Annotated in this window: 20 protein-coding genes; 10 read left to right on the forward strand and 10 right to left on the reverse strand. The window is 52.4% G+C overall.

The window, feature by feature from the left end:
- Positions 1-272: 272 nt before the first annotated feature.
- The gene (locus V6E55_RS22520; protein ID WP_316943952.1) at positions 273-1892 is read left to right on the forward strand and encodes an ABC-F family ATP-binding cassette domain-containing protein; all 1620 of its coding nucleotides are present in this window, start codon (positions 273-275) and stop codon (positions 1890-1892) included.
- Between the two features lie 38 nt (positions 1893-1930).
- Here V6E55_RS22520 and V6E55_RS22525 read toward each other — a convergent pair whose 3' ends face one another.
- Positions 1931-2218 (reverse strand): HTH-type transcriptional regulator, encoded by a 288-nt coding sequence (locus tag V6E55_RS22525; protein ID WP_114978922.1) that lies wholly within the window; start codon positions 2216-2218, stop codon positions 1931-1933.
- A gap of 329 nt (positions 2219-2547) precedes the next feature.
- On the opposite strand from V6E55_RS22525, the gene V6E55_RS22530 reads away from it, so the two are divergent.
- On the forward strand, positions 2548-3258 hold the full coding sequence (locus V6E55_RS22530) for a DUF3053 domain-containing protein (protein WP_316943953.1): 711 nt from the start codon (positions 2548-2550) through the stop codon (positions 3256-3258).
- A 246-nt stretch (positions 3259-3504) separates the two neighbouring features.
- On the forward strand, positions 3505-3717 hold the full coding sequence (cspE, locus tag V6E55_RS22535) for a transcription antiterminator/RNA stability regulator CspE (protein WP_003860775.1): 213 nt from the start codon (positions 3505-3507) through the stop codon (positions 3715-3717).
- Here the strand turns inward: cspE and V6E55_RS22540 are convergent.
- On the reverse strand, positions 3680-4105 hold the full coding sequence (locus V6E55_RS22540) for a hypothetical protein (RefSeq protein WP_316943954.1): 426 nt from the start codon (positions 4103-4105) through the stop codon (positions 3680-3682). The two genes, cspE and V6E55_RS22540, sit on opposite strands and share 38 nt — an antisense overlap.
- A 17-nt stretch (positions 4106-4122) precedes the next feature.
- On the opposite strand from V6E55_RS22540, the gene V6E55_RS22545 reads away from it, so the two are divergent.
- Genes V6E55_RS22545 through tssD form a run of 3 tightly spaced genes read left to right on the forward strand, consistent with a single transcriptional unit; the run spans position 4123 to position 5395 of the window.
- Complete coding sequence (locus V6E55_RS22545; protein WP_316943956.1) at positions 4123-4572, forward strand: STM2901 family protein; 450 nt, start codon at positions 4123-4125, stop codon at positions 4570-4572.
- Positions 4566-4892 carry a DUF1493 family protein gene (locus tag V6E55_RS22550; protein WP_316943957.1) on the forward strand — a complete coding sequence of 109 codons (327 nt, stop codon included), beginning with the start codon at positions 4566-4568 and terminating at the stop codon, positions 4890-4892. Before V6E55_RS22545 ends, V6E55_RS22550 begins: the two co-directional genes overlap by 7 nt.
- A gap of 17 nt (positions 4893-4909) precedes the next feature.
- Entirely contained in the window at positions 4910-5395 is a 486-nt protein-coding gene (gene tssD, locus V6E55_RS22555) for a type VI secretion system tube protein TssD (RefSeq protein WP_114978918.1), read from the forward strand.
- Between the two features lie 422 nt (positions 5396-5817).
- Here tssD and ghrB read toward each other — a convergent pair whose 3' ends face one another.
- From ghrB to V6E55_RS22590, 6 genes are all read right to left on the reverse strand, one after another.
- Entirely contained in the window at positions 5818-6792 is a 975-nt protein-coding gene (gene ghrB, locus V6E55_RS22565; RefSeq protein WP_316943959.1) for a glyoxylate/hydroxypyruvate reductase GhrB, read from the reverse strand.
- A gap of 26 nt (positions 6793-6818) precedes the next feature.
- Complete coding sequence (locus tag V6E55_RS22570) at positions 6819-8099, reverse strand: MFS transporter (RefSeq protein ID WP_028018263.1); 1281 nt, start codon at positions 8097-8099, stop codon at positions 6819-6821.
- Between the two features lie 81 nt (positions 8100-8180).
- A complete protein-coding gene (locus V6E55_RS22575; protein WP_316943960.1) occupies positions 8181-9119 on the reverse strand; it encodes a sugar kinase in 939 nt (312 codons plus the stop codon).
- Positions 9120-9122: 3 nt separating this feature from the next.
- Entirely contained in the window at positions 9123-9872 is a 750-nt protein-coding gene (locus tag V6E55_RS22580; RefSeq protein ID WP_316943961.1) for a sugar phosphate isomerase/epimerase family protein, read from the reverse strand.
- Between the two features lie 103 nt (positions 9873-9975).
- On the reverse strand, positions 9976-10992 hold the full coding sequence (locus V6E55_RS22585; protein WP_114978914.1) for a LacI family DNA-binding transcriptional regulator: 1017 nt from the start codon (positions 10990-10992) through the stop codon (positions 9976-9978).
- Between the two features lie 109 nt (positions 10993-11101).
- Complete coding sequence (locus V6E55_RS22590) at positions 11102-11764, reverse strand: OmpA family lipoprotein (RefSeq protein ID WP_114978913.1); 663 nt, start codon at positions 11762-11764, stop codon at positions 11102-11104.
- A 211-nt stretch (positions 11765-11975) separates the two neighbouring features.
- On the opposite strand from V6E55_RS22590, the gene V6E55_RS22595 reads away from it, so the two are divergent.
- Complete coding sequence (locus V6E55_RS22595; RefSeq protein ID WP_316943964.1) at positions 11976-14255, forward strand: molybdopterin guanine dinucleotide-containing S/N-oxide reductase; 2280 nt, start codon at positions 11976-11978, stop codon at positions 14253-14255.
- Here V6E55_RS22595 and V6E55_RS22600 read toward each other — a convergent pair.
- Positions 14218-14664: an N-acetyltransferase gene (locus V6E55_RS22600; RefSeq protein ID WP_316943962.1), complete on the reverse strand. Its 447-nt coding sequence runs from the start codon at positions 14662-14664 to the stop codon at positions 14218-14220. The two genes, V6E55_RS22595 and V6E55_RS22600, sit on opposite strands and share 38 nt — an antisense overlap.
- Positions 14642-15223 carry a DNA-3-methyladenine glycosylase I gene (gene tag / locus V6E55_RS22605; RefSeq protein ID WP_114978910.1) on the reverse strand — a complete coding sequence of 194 codons (582 nt, stop codon included), beginning with the start codon at positions 15221-15223 and terminating at the stop codon, positions 14642-14644. The genes V6E55_RS22600 and tag overlap by 23 nt, the downstream gene beginning before the upstream one ends.
- A 162-nt stretch (positions 15224-15385) precedes the next feature.
- Here tag and V6E55_RS22610 point away from each other — a divergent pair, with 162 nt between their 5' ends.
- From V6E55_RS22610 to eptB, 3 genes are all read left to right on the forward strand, one after another.
- Positions 15386-16084, forward strand: a complete 699-nt coding sequence (locus tag V6E55_RS22610; RefSeq protein WP_316943963.1) for an autotransporter domain-containing protein — start codon at positions 15386-15388, stop codon at positions 16082-16084.
- 238 nt (positions 16085-16322) lie between these two features.
- Entirely contained in the window at positions 16323-17525 is a 1203-nt protein-coding gene (locus V6E55_RS22615) for an L-lactate MFS transporter (protein WP_114978908.1), read from the forward strand.
- Positions 17526-17785: 260 nt separating this feature from the next.
- Positions 17786-19477 (forward strand): kdo(2)-lipid A phosphoethanolamine 7''-transferase, encoded by a 1692-nt coding sequence (gene eptB, locus V6E55_RS22620; protein WP_114978907.1) that lies wholly within the window; start codon positions 17786-17788, stop codon positions 19475-19477.
- Positions 19478-19544 lie beyond the last annotated feature (67 nt).

A 19544-nucleotide genomic window follows, 5' to 3' on the forward strand; every position in this document is an offset into this window, starting at 1 on the left:
ATCACCATGGGTAAAGGATGTTAAAAAGTGTTCACTATGTCCCCGAACACCTGTCTACCATGTCCCCAGACTGTACACCCAAAGGGAGAGGGAGTATGAATAGTCCAAAATTTAACCTTGAAATGGTCAACACATTACCGCTATCCTTATCCCGTTAACTTTCTCGCGCTGGAGCGCCCCCCAAAAATGAACAAACACGACTGATGAATTTCGATCCTTGCTAAACGCCACCGCGTCGGCAGGGGATGTTTTGATTTCATTCAGGAGTGCTTATGGCTCATTTTGCGCAGTCCCCTTCTTTTATTTTGCATCAGGTCACCTGTCAGTTTGCGACGGGCGATACCCTTTTTGGTCCGCTGAATTTTTCTCTGGAACCGTCTCTTTGCGCGCTGGTTGGCCGGAACGGCAGCGGGAAAACGCGTCTGCTGCGCTTGCTTGCAGGGCTTGATGAGCCTGCAAGCGGGCATATCGAACGCACAGGAACACACGTCTATGTGGCTCAGCAGCAGGATATTTTGCCGCACACTACGCTGGCTGAGCTGCTCGGATACGAGGCAATCTTCGCGGCGCGGTCGCGTATCGACAGCGGGGACTATCAGTCTGAAGATCTGGAAATGCTCGACGGGAACTGGGATTTAGCAGAACGCCTGAGCGAGGCGTTTATCCATGCGAAACTGCCACCGTTTGACCCCGATAAAATGGCCAGCGAATTCAGTGGCGGTGAGCGCATTCGCGCCCTGCTGTGCGGCGCATTCACGGCACAAGCAGATTATCTGTTGCTGGACGAGCCCACCAACCATCTTGATCGACAAGGCCGGACGTGGTTTTACGACCAGCTTGCCTGCTATCAGGGCGGCGTGCTGGTGGCTTCCCACGATCGCGAACTGCTGGAGAAGGTGCCACGTATTCTTGAACTGAGCGCTTCTGGTTTGCGCAGCTACGGTGGGAATTACGCGGACTATACCCATCAGCGGGATTTCGAACAGCAGGCGGCTCGTGCGGCGCTGGAACATGCAGCGACGGAGCGAAAACGCACCCGAGCGCGCATGCAAAAAGAGCATGACGACAGCCAGCGACGCTCAGCAAAGACATTGCGGACCGTTGATACTCTCAATATCGCCTCGTTTGAACGCATCAAATACAAAATGGCGGCAAAAGAGCGTATTGGTTCCTGGAAAAAACAGCACAGCGATCAAAATGAAGCGCTGAATGCAGCGGTGAACAAGGCTCGCGAACGGGTTGAAGCGGATAATCCGGTGATGTTTACCTTGCCTGGAAGCCAGATCCCCGAAGGGAAGCAGGTGCTGGTTCTGGAGGATTTGGTGTTGCCGCATGTGAATATCCCACCGCTCAACTGGCGGATGGCTGGGCCGATGCGCGTGGCGTTAAAGGGACCGAACGGCTGCGGAAAGTCGACACTGTTTAAAACGATCCTCGGTGAAAATGCCCCGCGTTCGGGTGCCTGTAAGCTATCTGTAAGTTGTGCTTATCTCGACCAGCATCTGTCTCAGCTTGATCTTTCACAGTCGGTCATGACGCATCTCAATCTGGCTAATACACCGCTGGATGAGGGCGTGTTACGAACCCGTTTAGCCCAGCTTCAACTGGGTGCCGACAAGGTCACGCTCCCGCTGGTAGAGTTGAGCGGCGGTGAGCGTCTTAAGGCTGCCCTGGCCTGCGTGCTGTGGCGTGCGGAGGCCACGCAACTCCTGCTGCTGGATGAACCGACCAATCATCTGGATCTGGCATCAGTCCAGGCAATTGAATCGGCACTGGTGGGTTTCCCCGGAGCTCTGCTGGTGGTGTCACACGATGAGGCATTTTTAAGGGGGTTAACGTTGACGCATGAACTGGTGTGGGAAGAGGAGGGGTGGCGCTGTGAAAGTCTTTAAACACAAGCCCCCGCACAGGCGGGGGCATTCGAACGTTATTACGCTATCTGTTTGCTGAATGCAGGGTTGGCCTGAATCAGGCGCATCAGCTTTAACTCGGTTGGTGTGGGTTTTTCACGTTTTGACTCCCACTCCTGAACCATAGCCACGCTGACACCCATTGCTCTGGCGAATTCTTCGGTTTTCAGCCCTGTCCCTTTGCGCAATTGCTCATATTCTGTAAAGGGATTGGACTTTTGTTGCAGGGTAATCGTCTGCGGTACATCTTTAAAAATGATTTGTTCCAGACTGCTCAGCAGCTCAAACTCAGGATCTTTATATTCCATTGAGAACTCCTCTTAAATCACACATCGGGATCAAGAACATCAGAGAGCCAATTAAGGATAGTCCCTAATACAAACGAGGGATCGTCATGGTTGTGATTAATCGTGCGGAAAGATCGCTTTACCCGTCTCAACGATATGGATAGTTATGCTAATTACCTGATTACTCATATGTCGGCGTCGTCAGGTATTTTTTGTAAAGGGTAAGAAATAAATCGGCAATAGCCGTTTTGTATGAAAAGAGTATCTTGCAAGGCTGACCTGGACTATCCTTGTCAGCGTCGGGCACGCGTGTGCCGGTGTGCGCTTTTTTGGGTGAAAGGAGTAATAAAATGGCGACAGGAAAGTCCTGCTCTCGCTGGTTTGCGCCTATTGCGGCGTTATTGATGGTTGTTAGCCTGAGTGGGTGTTTTGATAAAGAAGGCGATCAGCGCAAAGCGTTTATCGATTTTCTGCAGAATACAGTGATGCGCAGCGGCGAGCGGTTGCCGACGCTGACTGCGGATCAGAAAAAACAGTTTGGTCCCTTCGTGTCCGATTACGCCATTCTTTATGGTTATTCACAGCAGGTGAGCCAGGCGATGGATTCCGGTATTCGTCCGGTGGTGGATAGCGTGAACACCATCCGCGTGCCACAGGATTATATGACCCAGCGCGAACCGCTGCGTCAGTCCAACGGTGCACTCGGCGTGCTGAGCCAGCAACTGCAGAATGCGAAAATGCAGGCTGATGCGTCACGTTCAGCGCTGAAGCAGGGCGACGATCTCAAACCTGTTTTCGACAAAGTGTATGAGAAAGTGGTGACGAAACCTTCTGAAGCGTTGCAGCCGTTGATTCCGGCCGCACAAATTTTCACGCAGCAGTTGGTTCAGGTGGGTGATTTCATCTCCCAGCAGGATACGCAGGTGAGCTTTGTCGCCAACGGTATTCAGTTCCCGACCTCGCAGCAGGCAAGTCAGTACAATACGCTGATTGGGCCGCTGGCCTCCCAGCATCAGGCCTTTAGTCAGGCGTGGACTGCAGCGGTCACCGCCACAGAATAAACTGAAAAACCCCGCCTCAGGCGGGGTTTTTTTATTCCTGATTAAAATAACGCTTGTCATTCCTCTGGCACATCGGTATAACTGTTCGCGTCGGTTTGTTACACAGACCTAAAGCAGTTTAGTAAAGCAGTCCAGATTGTTATCCATAGATACCCTTCGTAGTGACCCTTCCTTCATCGCTTAAAAATCTGTAACGCAACCCATCAAGCCGGAAGGCACAATATATTTGTTAATAAGGTAATTTCTATGTCTGCTAAAATGACTGGTCTGGTAAAATGGTTCAACGCTGATAAAGGTTTCGGCTTCATCACTCCTGACGATGGCTCTAAAGACGTGTTCGTACACTTCTCTGCTATCCAGAACGATGGCTACAAATCTCTGGACGAAGGTCAGAAAGTGTCCTTCACCATCGAAAGCGGCGCTAAAGGCCCAGCAGCTGGTAACGTTGTAAGCCTGTAAGCTTCCAACCCAGTAGCAAAGAATTTAAAAACCCGCCTTCTGGCGGGTTTTTGCTTTTTGCGTTAGCTGAGCAGTTCATTGCTTCCTTCGTCTGGTTCTCTCTTAAATATTCCGGTACAGGTTCCGTCAGTTCCGTCAGTTCCGTCAGTTCCGTCAGTTCCGTCAGTTCCGTGAGGCCGGTTTTGTGTTTGAAGGGAACGGTAAATAACGGGTGAATTGAGGTTGGGATCGTAGCCATAGTGGCAGCCTCCCGTAATCTATCTGAGTTTGTTGATTCAACCTTATAGTTCATGGTCGACAGCCATTCTTTTGATTTTAAGTGCTTTCCTGTAAAACACGCTTCCTCTTTTTTGTCACGCATTGTACGATTAGTGATCAGTACATGCATGAAAAACAGGGTTACTGATGGATACAGTAGAAGAGCTAAATGGAACTTATTTTTATCATGGAGTATGCAATATATCAGCAGGTGAATTATTTTTCTGGATATTACTAGATAAGATTAATGACCAGTTTGGAGGAATTAAAGATATTGTGTCTATGAGCTGTATCATTCTAGGTCTACCACTATTAAAAACCAGGGGTAAACCATATGGAACTACAGCAGGTACTTCTATAGCTTCAAAATATCTACGCCAACTTCTTAATGTTGAATTACCTGTAAGACTTCCTACCCTTACAGAAGCGAGTATAACAACACTAAAACCTAAATATGTAACTAACCTGGGTGCTTTTGTAGGACGTGGTTTGCCTGTCGTTGGTTGGGTTATAGTAGCGAGTGATATCAGTCAGATAGTTTATAAAACTGTTCGTGATTATAACACTATTGCGCATGAGAAAGATCGTATATGGTAAGTGAGCAAGAAGTCTTAGACTTTTTCCGTAATGAATTACCTGTAGTGGGTACATTCACAGGGAAACTAATTCCTTTAGAGTTAGATGATATCTTACAAGATTATGCTGCTGATGATGATTTAATTTATTGTATAGATAAATACGATACTGTATTTAATGTCGATATTTCAGTAATGAATTATCAGAAATACTATCCGTGGTTTCGAACCTGGTTCTTTAGAAAATGGTTTACGAATAAACCAGTAAAGCAAATTTCTAAACCTCTAACTGTAAGAATGTTTGCTGAATCGGCTAAAGCCGGGAAATGGTTATATGAGTAATAGCAAGGAGCATCAAAATGGCTGTACCAGTACATTTAATTTTAAAAGATGATGGAGGATCTCAGATCATGGGTTCCTGTGATGTTCAGGGGCGAGATGGCAGTATAGAGCTAAGAAGCCTACAGCATAGTTTAAGAATCCCTACTGATCATTTAACAGGAAAAGTTACAGGAACACGTCAGCATTATCCGTTTAATTTTACTAAAGAGCTTGATAGTTCCTCTCCGTACTTATTTAAAGCCGCAGCTACCGGTCAAACACTGCAAAGTGCTGAATTTAAATTCTATAGAATCAATTATAGTGGTCAGGAGGAAGAATATTACACAATCACATTAGAAGGAGTAAAAGTGGTTAGTGTTAGTCCAGTTATGCATGATACACGCAATGTAACAGGTACGGGGCATATGGAAGATGTTGCTTTAAGCTATGAAAAAATCACTCATCTCTATAAAGATGGTAATATATTGCATTCTGATGCCTGGAATGAAAAGAAACAAGCATAGCAAAATGAACACCAGTCTGCATAAAAATACTAAGGGGCGTTTAGCCCCTTAGTCATACAGCCAACGCCTGGCTTTGACCGATTCAATAACCATTTAAAACGTTGGCAGTTTATATTTCCTGTCAAAAAATTTTTTTCTTATCCTGAATCGAAACCAAAAAGCTCTGGTCCAAAGTAACGGTTCCTAACAATGTTGCTGCACTCAATTCTATACCGAGTGAAAATATCAGGTAGCATATCCTCAAGATCTTCTGATGAGAGATTGAAATGTACCTGGAAGGTACATACTTTATTTTCTGGACATTTACGGTCACTGTAATACTCAGTGATATAATCTAAAAATTCTTGCTCATCAGATAGCAACATTTGAAGTATGTCCACGCAATACGATCTTTCGGTCGTACTATAAAGTTGTGCTTGTTTCTACTGTTGTACCTGCGGGTTGACGCAGTTTAGCTCCACTTTTCCATTGAGTGCGGCGATCAGGTTATCTACCGCCGTGGCCGCCATATTGTAGCGCGTCTCATGGGTGGCTGAGCCGATGTGGGGCAGGGCAACTACGTTAGGCAGCGAAAGCAGTGGAGAATCCACCGGCAGCGGTTCCTGTTCAAATACATCCAGGCCTGCGGCATGGATCTCACCGTTTTGCAGGGCTTCAATCAGCGCCTTCTCATCCACCACCGGGCCACGACCCGCGTTGATGAAAATGGCTGATTTCTTCATCTTCGCGAATTCATCTTTGCCAATCAGATGATGTGTTTCTTCCGACAGCGGCAGGATCAGGCAAACGTAATCGGCTTCCTGCAGCAAAGTACCCAGCTCACAATAGCGTGCGTTAAAGCGCTCTTCAGCTTCAGTGTGATGACGGCGCGCGTTGTACAGAATCGGCATGTTAAAACCAAAATGCGCGCGTTGCGCCAGTGCCAGCCCGATACGCCCCATACCAACAATACCCAGAGTTTTGCCGTGAACATCCACACCGAACCAGTCCGGACCAATGCTCTTTGTCCATTCGCCCGCTTTGACGCGTTCAGCCACTTCCACCACGCGTCGGGCGGTGCTCAGTATGAGCGCCATCAGCGTGTCGGCCACGGTTTCTGTCAGGGCATGTGGCGTGTGCATCAGCAGGATCTTGCGGGCGTTAAGGGCATCCACATCGAAGTTGTCATAACCCACTGAAACGGTAGAGGTAGCACGAAGCTTCGGCATTTTTTCCAGCAGGGTGACATCCACTTTTTCGCTTGAACCCAGCAGACCTTCAGCGCTGGCGAACGCTTCGGCGTGCTGTGCCACGGTCTCGGGGCTCAGGTTCTTCACCTGCGTGACGGTGAAGTATTCTTCAAGACGTTTCTGCAGATCTTCCGGCAGGGCTTTATACAAAATGACGGACGGCTTCATGCTAATCTCCGTTGATTTTTAAGGATTCAGGCGTGGCGTGCGCCGACGGGGTGTTGTTGATTGTTAGCAGGCTTAACAATCAGAGTAAGCCACACGGAGGCGAAAAGCGCTACCCCCATAAAGATGTACGACGCTGACGGACTGCCGGTGGCACCGTTCAGGTATCCGACAAACCAGGAGCCGCAGAACGAACCCAGCGCGCCCATACTGTTAATCAGCGCCATTGCGCCACCCGCCACATTACGCGGTAGCATTTCCGGGATGATGGCAAAGAACGGACCGTACGGGGCGTACATGGCGGCACCGGCAATGACCAACAGGGCGTAAGAGGCCCAGAAGTGATTCGCACCTACAGCCCAGGAGCCAATGAAAGCAAAGGCAGCGATCAGCAGCAGTGGCCAGACAAACAGCTTGCGGTTCTGCAGCTTGTCCGACGCCCAGGAGGCGACGATCATGGCAATGGTCGCCGCCAGATACGGTACAGAAGAGAGCCAGCCCACTTCTACCATGCCGAGGTTCTCGCCTCCGCTGCGGATAATCGACGGCAGCCACAGCACAAAGCCGTACACGCCGATGCTCCAGGTAAAATACTGTGCACAAAGCAGGATCACGTTACGGGAGCGGAAGGCTTCGCCGTAGTTACGTACAGCCTTCAGACCTTGTTGCTCTTTATCCAGCTGTGCCTGCAGCGCCGCTTTTTCGTCTTCGGAAAGCCACTTCGCCTGAGCTGGCTTATCTTTCACCAGCACCCACCAACAGAATGCCCAGATAACCGCGGGTACCCCTTCGATGATAAACATTTCGCGCCAGCCGAAGGACTGGATCAGGTAGCCGGAAACCACCGACATCCACAGTACCGTGACCGGGTTACCGAGGATCAGGAACGTGTTCGCCCGCGAGCGTTCAGATTTGGTAAACCAGTTGCTGATGTAGATCAGCATCGCCGGCATGACGGCTGCCTCAACGACGCCGAGAATAAAGCGAATAGCGGCCAGGGCTGGAATATTGTTCACCACGCCGGTCAGTGACGCGCAGGCACCCCACAGGATCAGGCAGATAAAGATCAGCTTACGCACGCTGCGGCGTTCGGCATAGATAGCACCGGGGATCTGGAAGAAGAAATAACCCAGGAAGAAAAGAGCACCCAGCAGGGAGGAGATACCTTTGGTGATCCCGAGGTCTTCGGTGATCCCCGCCGCGGACGCGAAACTGAAGTTGGCACGATCAAGGTACGCCAGGCTATACGTGATAAACACGATTGGCATGATGTACCACCAGCGTTTTACTGCATTGGTCGAACTGTTCATAGGCTTGCCTCTGTTGTTGAGGTTGTTACCGCCGTTGTCTGTAGGGTACACGGTGGTTTGTTTTGTTGGGTGAAGGTATGTTTATTCGTTAAGCTCTGCTCGGGTTGGTAATCCTTCACTGTCGCCTTGCACCTGAATAGCCAGCGAACCTATCCTGTTGCCCCGCGCGACGGCTTGCTGCAGTGGTTTGCCTTCCAGCAGAGCGCTAATGACTCCCACGGCAAAGCCATCGCCCGCGCCGACGGTGTCGACCACGTTTTCAACTTTTACCGCAGCGACCGCGCCTTGTTCACCTTCGGCGGTTTTAAACCATGCGCCATCGGCACCGGTCTTCAACACAACTGCTTTTACGCCTTTATTCAGGTAGAAGTCGGCGATGCCTTCTGGCGTGCTTTCGCCGGTGAGGATCATCCCCTCTTTCACTCCCGGCAGAACCCAGTCAGCCTGGAATGCCAGATGGTTAAGTTTCTCCACCATTTCCGCTTCACTTTTCCACAGCACCGGCCGCAGGTTAGGATCGAAAGAGATCGTTTTGCCCTGTGCCTTCATGGTAGATGCAGCATGATCCAGCAATGCGTATGAGCTGGCAGAGAGCGCTGCCGCCACACCACTCAGGTGCAGATGGCGTGCAGAGGCAAAATAGTCAGCGTGGTAATCTTCCACTGAGAGATGGCTTGCCGCCGACCCTTTACGGAAATACTCCACAATGGGATCGGTTCCATTTTCGACTTTAGATTTAAGCTGAAAACCGGTCGCGAAGCGTCCGTCGCGCGTCACGCCTGCCGAATCAATCCCTTCTTTTTTCAGCGAATCGAGAACGAAATGACCAAAGCTATCATCCCCCACGCGGCTGACCCAGCCCACGTTCAGGGCAAGGCGTGCCAGACCGGTTGCGACGTTCAGCTCTGCGCCTGCGACGCGCTTGATAAAGTGCTCTACCGCTCTCAGCTCGCCGGTTTCGGTAGCGACAAACATCGCCATGGCCTCGCCGATCGTGATGACATCCAGCGTCTTGTGCATGGTTTACTCCTCGCGCAGCAGGTTGACGTAATGGCGGGTGACGGCGGTTAAATCCGTCCCTTCCAGCGGAAACTCGATACCCCGTGAGGCATCGGCGGGCAGCTGGCAGAGCAGATCCAGCCAGCGTGCATCGGCACGATCCGGTGCCACAGCGCGGAAATTATCCTTATGGGGTACGGCGGCTTTAACGTGAATGTAGCTCACGGCAGGGGCCAGATGACGGGCGGCTTCTTCAGGGGAATCGCCGACCCATAGCCAGTTACCCATATCGAAGGTCAGTGTCACGGGAAGTGCCATCTCCCGGCAGGCAGCTTTAAAGCGCTGCATTGGCGCAAGCTGGCCGCAGTCGGTCTGGTCGTTTTCAACCACCAGCGCCATGCCGCTTTTATTCAGCAGGTTCCGCAGGGCTTCAAGCGGCTGGGTGTCGCTGAAATACCCGAGGGAAACTTTCAGCCACAGCGCATTCAGGGTGCTGGCCTCGGAGAGATAGCGGGGCAGGTCCGGGTTGAGGGTGCCGTCGGGCATAAACAGGGCGGCGGGGGCGGAGTAACATGCCAGCAGGCCCAACAGTTCAATAGATTCACCCAGCGCAGGCAGGGCCAGTAACTCTTCGCTGTTGAACAGCTCGCGGCGGATCTCCACGCCGTCGGCACCTGCACCCGCAATCACGGGAAGCATTGCCCGTTGTCCGCCTGCCTGTCGTACCTGTTCCGCGCCGTACGCGGCGGTGACCACCATGATTTTCCTGCCCATCTTCGGACTCCATCGCAACATATCAATGTTATTACGCTAGATGGAACCGGTTCCAAAGAAAAGATCAGGATGTCGAAATTATGATCGGTATCACAAGGGAAAATTAACGCGCGGTGGAGCCGCGAACGATCAGCTCGCCGGAAAAGACCTGCTCGCGTACGGTATCACTGATGCCTTCAATACGACGAACCACTTGTTCTACAGCAGCATAGCCAATCTGCCAGGTGGGTTGTTTGAGGGTGGTAATGCCGACGCCCGCCAGTTCTGCCCACTCCAGTTCATCGAACCCCAGCAGACCGATATCGCTGCCCCAGTGCAGGCCAATGCGTTTGAGCGAGCGGGCGACTTGCAGCGTCAGAGCCCCGTTGGCGGAAATGACGGCTTTGCGCATCCCACGATGCCGGGTGTGGAACTGGCGCAGGGTATTGTCGAGTCGATCGGCTTCGTGTAGTGGGGTTTCGGCATTTTCGGCAATCACGCCGGGATAACGTTCCAAAGTGGCGCGAAATGCGCTCAGACGCTCGCGACGCGTGTTAACCATCCCCAGTGGTTCACTCAGAAATAGAATGGCTTCGAAACCCTGTTCGATCAGATGCTCGGTGGCGGTGGTGGCGGCCTGGGTGTTATCCAGTCCGACGACATCGCAGGCGAATTCAGGAATTTTACGGTCAATCAGGACCATAGGCAGGGACGATTGTTGAAGGCGGTTTAGACCTTCTTCACGCATACCCACGGCGTTAACCACAATCCCTTCCACCTGGTAGCTACGCAGCAGATCGAGATAATGCAGCTCCTGGTCGACTTCGTTGTTGGTGTTACAGACCAGTGGCGTAAAACCTTTCTCGCGACAGGCGGCTTCAATACCGCTCAGCACGTTTACGGAGTAGGGGTTGGTGATATCGGCGATGATAAGCCCAATAAGACGGGTACGTCCCCGTTTGAGCCCGCGTGCCATGATACTGGGGCGGTAATCGAGATCGGCAATGGCCTGTTCAATACGAGCCAGCAGCGCATCGGATAGCAGGTGCTTTTCGCCGTTGAGATAGCGCGAAATGCTGGTTTTACCGGTTTTGGCGGCTTTCGCCACGTCGCTGATGGTGGCCCGGGCTGGTTTGCTCATCGCTGATTTCCCTGAATTTAGTGAGAATACCTTAGCGGGAAAATCAACGATGGCAAGTGGTTCATGCCCTCACTTCGACCCTCTCCCACGGGGAGAGGGGGAAATGCGATTACTGCACAGGGCTTAACGTAATCTCAACGCGGCGGTTTTGAGCTTTGCCTTCCGCCGTGCTGTTGCTGGCGATAGGGTTGGCAGGACCCATTCCGCTGGTGCGGATGCGGTTCGCTTCAACGCCCTGAGTGATCAGCGAGCTGGCCACGGAATCGGCACGCTGTTGAGACAGACGCATGTTCAGATCCTGGCTACCGGTGCTGTCGGTGTAGCCAATCACGTTCACGGCGGTCTTGTTATACTCTTTCAGTACCATTGCCACACCGGTCAGGGTGTTCGCACCCGCAGGTTTCAGCGTCGCGCTGCTGCTGTCGAAGGTAACATTATTCGGCATGTTCAGAATGATGTTGTCGCCACTACGCGTCACACTCACGCCGGTTCCCTTCATTTTGTCGCGCAGTTTCGCTTCCTGCACGTCCATGTAATAACCGACACCACCGCCCAATGCTGCCCCCGCCGCTGCACCAATCAGTGCGCCTTTACCACGGTCTTTCTTGGAGGAGGAGAGGGCGCCAACGCCAGCCCCTACCAGCGAGCCGATACCCGCACCGATGCCGGATTTACCCGCTTCGCTTTCACCGGTGTAAGGGTTAGTTGTGCAGCCAGAAACAGCCAGTGCACCGCTCACCAGAGCGGCAATAACGAGTACGTGTTTTTTCATCTTATTTCCTTAATCCTTTTTATTCTTTGCCACGGCGAGCGTGGCAGTTGATTATGACGTCCAGATACGGAGAAAATTCCGGGTATTACTCTGAAATTTGTGACAAACCATAAACTGCCTCAACCAGAAGGCGGTAAACCTGCACGCAACCAGGAGCGCACGCTTGAGCACCTCAACGAAAACCATTCTGACCGCCGCCCACTGGGGGCCGATGCTGGTCGAAACCGATGGCGAAAATGTTCTGTCCTCCCGCGGGGCACTGCCAACCCAACATCCCAACTCGTTACAGACTGCCGTTCGCGATCAGGTGCATAGCAAAATGCGCGTGCGCTGGCCGATGGTGCGTAAAGGTTTTCTGGCCTCGCCGGATAAGCCTCAGGGAATGCGTGGTCAGGATGAGTTTGTGCGCGTGAGCTGGGATGAGGCGCTGGCGTTGATTCACACCCAGCATAAGCGCATCCGTGATACCTGGGGACCGTCGTCCATTTTCGCAGGGTCTTACGGCTGGCGTTCTAACGGTGTGCTGCACAAGGCCTCGACGTTGCTGCAGCGTTATATGAGCCTGGCGGGAGGCTATACCGGTCATCTTGGCGACTATTCCACCGGTGCGGCGCAGGCGATCATGCCGTACGTGGTGGGAGGAAACGAAGTTTATCAGCAACAGACCAGCTGGCCGCTGGTGCTGGAGCATACCGATGTGGTGGTGTTGTGGAGCGCTAACCCCCTCAATACGCTGAAAATTGCCTGGAATGCCTCTGACGAGCAGGGTATTGGGTATTTCGACGCGCTGCGCAAAAGCGGCAAGCGCATCATCTGTATTGACCCGATGCGCTCTGAAACCATGGATTTCTTCGGCGACAGCGCTGAGTGGATTGCCCCGCATATGGGCACCGACGTGGCGATGATGCTGGGTATCGCCCATACGCTGGTCGAAAACGGCTGGCACGATGTTGAATTCCTGACGCGTTGTACCACTGGCTTCGATAAATTCGCCGACTACCTGACGGGCCAATCCGATGGGGTAGCGAAAACGGCAGAGTGGGCAGCAAATATTTGCGGGGTTCCTGCAGAGAAAATCCGCGAACTGGTGGCGTTATTCCATAAAAATACCACGATGTTAATGTCCGGGTGGGGAATGCAGCGCCAGCAGTTTGGCGAGCAAAAACACTGGATGCTGGTGACGCTTGCCGCAATGCTTGGGCAGATCGGCACGCCGGGCGGGGGTTTTGGTCTCTCCTATCACTTTGCGAACGGCGGTAACCCAACGCGTAAAGCGGCGGTGCTGGCGTCTCTGCAAGGCTCGGTGCAGGGCGGCGTGGATGCCGTGGATAAAATCCCGGTAGCGCGTATTGTTGAAGCCCTGGAAAACCCGGGTGGGTTTTATCAGCACAATGGTCTGGACCGTCACTTCCCGGATATTAAGTTTGTCTGGTGGGCGGGCGGGTCGAACTTCACGCATCATCAGGATACCAATCGCCTGATCCGCGCCTGGCAGAAACCGGAACTGGTGGTGATCTCAGAGTGCTTCTGGACAGGCTCGGCTAAGCATGCCGACATCGTGCTGCCAGCGACAACCTCGTTTGAGCGCAACGATCTCACCATGACCGGTGACTACAGCAACCAGCACATGGTGCCAATGAAGCGTGTTGTGCCCCCGCGTGATGAAGCTCGCGATGATTTCGAGGTGTTTGCTGAACTGAGCGAATTGTGGGAAGCAGGTGGCCGCGAGCGTTTTACCGAAGGTAAAACCGATCTGCAGTGGCTTGAGACGTTCTACCAGATAGCCAGCCAGCGTGGTGCCGCTCAGGGAGTGACACTCCCACCGTTTACTGATTTCTGGGAAGCGAACCAGATATTCGAGATGCCGGAGAGCGAACAGAACGCGCAGTTTGTCCGTTTCGGGGACTTCCGCCGCGACCCGGAGAACCACCCGCTGAGAACCGAGAGCGGAAAGATTGTCATCTACAGCGAGCGCATTGACAGCTTTGGGTATGCCGACTGCCCGCCGCACCCTACGTGGCTCGAGCCGGACGAATGGCACGGTAATGCCCAGCCGGAGCAGCTCCAGGTGTTGTCTGCCCACCCGGCACACCGCCTGCACAGCCAGCTTAACTATACCTCGCTGCGCGAACAGTATGCGGTCGCCGGGCGAGAACCGATCACGTTGAATACCCTTGATGCCCAAGCTCGTGGGATTGCAGACGGTGACGTGGTGCGCGTCTGGAACCAACGGGGGCAGGTGCTGGCCGGCGCGGTGGTCAGTGACGGGATTAAACCGGGTGTGCTGTGCATTCACCAGGGGGCATGGCCAGATCTTGAGCCAGCCGAGGGCGGTATCTGTAAAAACGGGGCGGTTAATGTACTGACCAAAGATCTCCCCAGCTCGAAGCTGGGGAATGGTTGTGCAGGGAATACGGCACTGGCATGGGTCGAAAAGTATGAGGGACCCGAGCTTACCTTAACGGCGTTTGATCCGCCTGCCAGCTCATGATCCAGGTCGGATGTTGGGTGTCATCCTGCCAGGTGCTGTCTTCAATGCGAAAGCCCTGAGCATGGTAGAAATTCACCGCCCGGACATTTTTCTGGTACACCTCCAGGCTTAAATACGGGAAGCGCTGTTGAACATGGTTCAGCAGCGCTTGCCCGATGCCTTTCCCGATGTATGCCGGTGCGACAAACAGTGCCCCGACAAACTTAGACTGCATCACGCTGATAAATCCGCAAGGTTCGCCATCCTGTTCCCAGACCCAGGTTTCAGCCGAAGGCAGGTAAACGTCCCGCACCATCGCCTCGTTCTCTTTCCAGTAACTCGCCTCGATAAACGGATGCGATTCTGTGGTGCTTTCAAGCCATAGGCTCAGAAGTGGCGCGGTATTCTCATTTTGCCATTTGCGGATCATGACGGCCTCCCGGATGACAGAAGCAGCCGGTAACGTGGTCGTTGACCAGGCCACAGGCCTGCATAAAGGCGTAGCAGATGGTGGAGCCGACAAATTTAAAACCGCGTTTTTTCAGGGCCTTAGAGAGTGCGTCTGATTCGGGTGTCGATGCCGGGATCTCCGCCAGCGTGGCAGCGTGGGTAATTTGCGGATCGTTATTCACAAATGACCAGACAAAGTCTGAGAATGATTCGCCGTTTTGTTCCATCGCCAGCCAGGCGCGCGCATTGCCGATGATGGCCTGAATTTTACCGCGATGGCGGATGATGCCGGCATCCTGCACCAGTCGTTCCACGTCCTCATCAGTCATGGCGGCGACGGCGACAGGATCAAACTGGTGGAAGGCATTGCGGTAGTTTTCGCGTTTCTTGAGCACCGTAATCCACGATAACCCCGCCTGCTGGCCCTCCAGGCAGATCATCTCAAAGAGTTTTTTACCATCCTTCTCCGGCACGCCCCATTCCTGGTCGTGATAGTCGATATAAAGCTGATCCTGGCTTACCCAACCGCAACGTTCCATCTGTCATCTCCCTTAATGATACTGATTTCGCAAAATTTTCATCCAGACTGGCTTGACGTGTTTACTATAAAGACAATAGTTAATACAGGGCCATATGCTCTATAAGCTCTTCCTGAATAACGACAAATATCGCCGAATTCGGCTCTCTCTGGGGTCGCGTTGATGATGATAAAAAAAATCAGTGGTCGCCATGCTGCTTCTGGCCTGGTGGGAATTTCAGCCTGCCTGTTTTTTTGTAATACAGCGTCTGCCTGGCAACAGGAATATATCGTTTCAGACGCCCAAAATCATACGGCGGAACGCTATACATGGGACGCGGATCACCAACCGCGTTACGAGGATATTCTTGCTGAGCGTATTCAGACTTCACAAAATGCGCCAGGTCTTGCCCTGAATGTACCGTCTGGCAGTACGACAGAGGGGGCAATGAGCGTGGGCTGGAATTTTCCCGTTTCAGCCCAGATAACCACCGGCCCGGTGGTGGCGTGGCGTTATGACGGCACGGCCCCCATGATGGTCAATGAATTTGGTGATAGCGCGTCGACACAGTCAGTCACTGACCCGCTCTGGCATGCCAGCGTGAGCACGCTTGGCTGGCGCGTGAATACCCAGTACGGCGATCTTCGTCCCTGGGCGCAGATTAGCTATAACCAGCAGTTTGGTGAAAACCAGTGGAAATCTCAGTTTGGGATGCCACAAACGCCAGCCCCGGCGCAAAACGGGAACTGGATGGATGTCACCGTCGGTACGGATATTCCGTTTAACACGCATGTAGCGGCCTATGCGTCGCTCGCTCAGGGGGAACGCGCCACCACCGGTGAGGAATTTATGTACACCCTGGGCGTGAGTGCGAATTTTTAGAGTTGTTACTTTTTTAAACGTTACGATAACATCTCAAATACAACAACCACAGGGGTTGTAGCGATAGCAGGTACTAACACGCTATCGCTTCATTCCCCCACAAGGTCATTCATTCCTGATTCCAGGCATTTCATTCCATTCCTCCTGCATTTCATGCCGTTTTACCCCAGGTCTTTTAAGGTTTTGTTTATCGTTGTCCTCAGCGAACTTCCTTAATTTCTCTTGCTGGACAACTGCCATGAACACATCAACTTATAACCGTACGCGCTGGCTAACGCTCTTTGGCACCATCGTCACCCAGTTTGCGCTGGGTTCGGTCTATACCTGGAGCCTGTTTAACAGTGCGCTTTCCGATAAACTCGGCGCACCTGTCAGCCAGGTTGCATTCTCTTTTGGCCTGCTGAGTCTCGGCCTGGCGCTCTCGTCTTCTGTCGCGGGCAAGCTGCAGGAGCGTTTTGGTGTTAAGCGTGTGACCATGGCCTCCGGCATTCTGCTGGGCGTGGGCTTTTTCCTGACCGCGCATTCCAACAACCTGATGATGCTGTGGCTGAGTGCTGGCGTGCTGGTGGGGCTGGCAGATGGTGCAGGCTACCTGTTGACCCTCTCGAACTGCGTGAAGTGGTTCCCGGAACGTAAAGGCCTCATCTCTGCGTTTGCCATCGGCTCTTATGGCCTGGGCAGCCTCGGTTTTAAATTTATCGATTCTCATCTGCTGGCTTCCGTTGGGCTCGAAAAAACCTTCATGATCTGGGGGGTTATCGTTCTGGTCATGATCCTCTTCGGTGCTACGCTGATGAAAGATGCGCCTCAGCAGGAGGTTAAATCCGTGAACGGTGTGGTAGAGAACGACTTCACCCTGGCGCAATCTATGCGTAAACCACAGTACTGGATGCTGGCGGTGATGTTCCTGACGGCCTGCATGAGTGGTTTGTATGTCATCGGTGTGGCGAAAGATATCGCTCAGGGAATGGTGAAACTGGATGCGGCAACGGCTGCGAATGCGGTGACTGTGATCTCCATTGCCAACCTTTCCGGGCGTCTGGTGCTGGGTATTCTGTCTGACAAGATTGCCCGTATCCGTGTGATTACGATTGGCCAGGTTGTTTCGCTGGTGGGCATGGCGGCGCTACTGTTCGCGCCTCTGAATGAAACAACCTTCTTCGCGGCGATTGCCTGCGTCGCGTTCAACTTCGGTGGCACCATTACGGTCTTCCCGTCACTGGTGAGCGAATTCTTTGGTCTGAACAATCTCGCGAAAAACTACGGTGTTATCTATCTTGGCTTCGGGATCGGCAGTATCTGCGGTTCGCTGATTGCCTCACTGTTCGGTGGGTTCTATGTGACCTTCTGCGTGATCTTCGCCTTGCTGATCATTTCGCTGGCGCTGTCTACGACGATTCGTCAGCCGCAGCGGGAAGTCTTTAAAGAAGCGCATGCCTGATAACGAAGAAAAAGGCCGGTCATCCGGCCTTTTTCTTATCGCACAATACTGTCTTTAGACGCATTTGTCGGATTCTGAGTCTGCTTTTTTGTAAATAACTGTACCGATCACACACTCTGCTGCCACTTTTTCCCTTCCCTGTGGTCTACTTACCACGCTTGTAGACGTTTCACTGAACGATCCCCTGAGCGTATGTCTAATCTGTCCACTTTTTATATTGAGGTGGGCAGCGGTACTGTCCCTTTTTCCGGGTAGATTGCATGAAATACATTAAATCGATGGCGCAACAAAAGCTCTGCTTTTTGCTGGCGTTGTACATCGGCCTGTTTATGAATGGCGCAGTGTTTTTCCGTCGGTTCGACGGATACGCGCAAGATTTTACCGTCTGGAAAGGAATTGCAGCGGTTGTCGAATTGGTCGCTGCTGTACTGGTTACCTTCTTTTTATTCCGTATTCTTACGCTGTTTGGCCGCCGTGTCTGGCGAGTGCTGGCGACATTTATCGTGCTGTGCTCGGCAGGGGCCAGCTATTACATGACCTTTATGAACGTTGTCATCGGCTACGGTATTATCGCCTCGGTGATGACCACGGACATCGATCTCTCTAAAGAAGTTGTTGGGCTGCATTTTGTACTCTGGCTGGTGGCCGTGAGTGCCTTGCCGCTGCTCCTTATCTGGAGCAACCGTTGCCGGTATACGCTGGTTCACCAGATCCGCACGCCTGGAAAACGTTTCAGAAGCGTTGCATTAGTTCTGTTGGCCGGTCTGATGGTCTGGGGTCCCATTCGTCTGCTGGAAGTGAAGCAGAAATATGATGAGCGTACCTCTGGCGTTGATCTGCCAAGCTACGGCGGTGTGGTCGCCAACTCTTATTTACCGTCTAACTGGATCTCCGCGCTGGGGCTGTACGCGTGGGCGCAGGTGGATGAGTCTTCTGATAATAAATCGTTGATTAACCCGGCGAAGAAATTCACTTATGTCGCGCCAAAAGATATCGACGATACCTATGTCGTCTTTATTATTGGGGAAACCACGCGTTGGGATCATATGGGTATTCTTGGCTATGACCGCGATACCACACCAAAAATGGCGCAGGAGAAAAACCTGATTGCCTATCGCGGTTATTCCTGTGACACCGCCACCAAGCTCTCCTTACGCTGCATGTTTGTACGCGAGGGTGGGGCGAGCGATAACCCACAACGTACCCTGAAAGAGCAAAATGTCTTCTCGGTACTGCATCAGCTTGGGTTTACGTCAGACCTCTATGCGATGCAGAGCGAGATGTGGTTCTACAGCAACACCATGGCGCAGAACATTTCTTATCGCGAGCAGATTGGTGCGGAGGCGCGTAACCGTGGTAAGCCTGTCGATGACATGCTGCTGATTGATGAGATGAAACTGTCTCTGAACGGAAATCCCGATGGTAAACATATGATCATCTTGCACACCAAGGGGTCGCACTTTAACTACACCCAGCGCTACCCGCGTAGCTTTGCCAAATGGACGCCGGAGTGCGTCGGTGTGGATAAAGACTGCTCTAAAGAGCAGTTGATCAACTCCTTCGACAACTCAGTGACCTATGTGGATCACTTTATTGATTCGGTGATTGACCAGGTCCGTGATAAGAAAGCCATTGTCTTCTATGCAGCAGACCACGGTGAATCCATCAATGAATTCGAGCACCTGCACGGTACACCACGTAAGATGGCTCCGCCGGAGCAGTTCCGCGTGCCAATGATTGTATGGATGTCTGACAAGTACCTGGAAGATCCGGAGAAAGCGAAGATGTTTGCTCAACTGAAGAAAGAGGCTGATATGAAGGTGCCGCGTCGTCATGTTGAGCTGTACGACACCATTTTAGGTTGTCTGGGTTACACCTCACCAGATGGCGGTATTAACGAAAATAACAACTGGTGCAAACTCCCTGACGGCACCTCCAAAGCCGCGCAGTAGCTCGTCTGGCGAGAATATCGCCAGTTGAATGGCTTTTTGAAAATAAGGGATTGACGGGGGCGCACCT

It is taken from the genome of Enterobacter sp. 342, assembly GCF_036663495.1.
Lineage (GTDB): Bacteria > Pseudomonadota > Gammaproteobacteria > Enterobacterales > Enterobacteriaceae > Enterobacter.

Bases quoted from the DNA above. Each gene is read 5' to 3' on its own strand.
- V6E55_RS22525 (WP_114978922.1), bottom strand. From the start codon at position 2,218: ATGGAATATAAAGATCCTGAGTTTGAGCTGCTGAGCAGTCTGGAACAA.
- V6E55_RS22530 (WP_316943953.1), top strand. From the start codon at position 2,548: ATGGCGACAGGAAAGTCCTGCTCTCGCTGGTTTGCGCCTATTGCGGCG.
- tag (WP_114978910.1), bottom strand. From the start codon at position 15,223: ATGGAACGTTGCGGTTGGGTAAGCCAGGATCAGCTTTATATCGACTAT.
- V6E55_RS22600 (WP_316943962.1), bottom strand. From the start codon at position 14,664: ATGATCCGCAAATGGCAAAATGAGAATACCGCGCCACTTCTGAGCCTA.
- V6E55_RS22550 (WP_316943957.1), top strand. From the start codon at position 4,566: ATGGTAAGTGAGCAAGAAGTCTTAGACTTTTTCCGTAATGAATTACCT.
- V6E55_RS22575 (WP_316943960.1), bottom strand. From the start codon at position 9,119: ATGCACAAGACGCTGGATGTCATCACGATCGGCGAGGCCATGGCGATG.
- V6E55_RS22595 (WP_316943964.1), top strand. From the start codon at position 11,976: ATGCTGGTCGAAACCGATGGCGAAAATGTTCTGTCCTCCCGCGGGGCA.
- tssD (WP_114978918.1), top strand. From the start codon at position 4,910: ATGGCTGTACCAGTACATTTAATTTTAAAAGATGATGGAGGATCTCAG.
- V6E55_RS22585 (WP_114978914.1), bottom strand. From the start codon at position 10,992: ATGAGCAAACCAGCCCGGGCCACCATCAGCGACGTGGCGAAAGCCGCC.
- V6E55_RS22520 (WP_316943952.1), top strand. From the start codon at position 273: ATGGCTCATTTTGCGCAGTCCCCTTCTTTTATTTTGCATCAGGTCACC.
- V6E55_RS22570 (WP_028018263.1), bottom strand. From the start codon at position 8,099: ATGAACAGTTCGACCAATGCAGTAAAACGCTGGTGGTACATCATGCCA.
- eptB (WP_114978907.1), top strand. From the start codon at position 17,786: ATGAAATACATTAAATCGATGGCGCAACAAAAGCTCTGCTTTTTGCTG.
- V6E55_RS22545 (WP_316943956.1), top strand. From the start codon at position 4,123: ATGGATACAGTAGAAGAGCTAAATGGAACTTATTTTTATCATGGAGTA.
- V6E55_RS22540 (WP_316943954.1), bottom strand. From the start codon at position 4,105: ATGCATGTACTGATCACTAATCGTACAATGCGTGACAAAAAAGAGGAA.
- V6E55_RS22590 (WP_114978913.1), bottom strand. From the start codon at position 11,764: ATGAAAAAACACGTACTCGTTATTGCCGCTCTGGTGAGCGGTGCACTG.
- V6E55_RS22615 (WP_114978908.1), top strand. From the start codon at position 16,323: ATGAACACATCAACTTATAACCGTACGCGCTGGCTAACGCTCTTTGGC.
- V6E55_RS22610 (WP_316943963.1), top strand. From the start codon at position 15,386: ATGATGATAAAAAAAATCAGTGGTCGCCATGCTGCTTCTGGCCTGGTG.
- ghrB (WP_316943959.1), bottom strand. From the start codon at position 6,792: ATGAAGCCGTCCGTCATTTTGTATAAAGCCCTGCCGGAAGATCTGCAG.
- cspE (WP_003860775.1), top strand. From the start codon at position 3,505: ATGTCTGCTAAAATGACTGGTCTGGTAAAATGGTTCAACGCTGATAAA.
- V6E55_RS22580 (WP_316943961.1), bottom strand. From the start codon at position 9,872: ATGGGCAGGAAAATCATGGTGGTCACCGCCGCGTACGGCGCGGAACAG.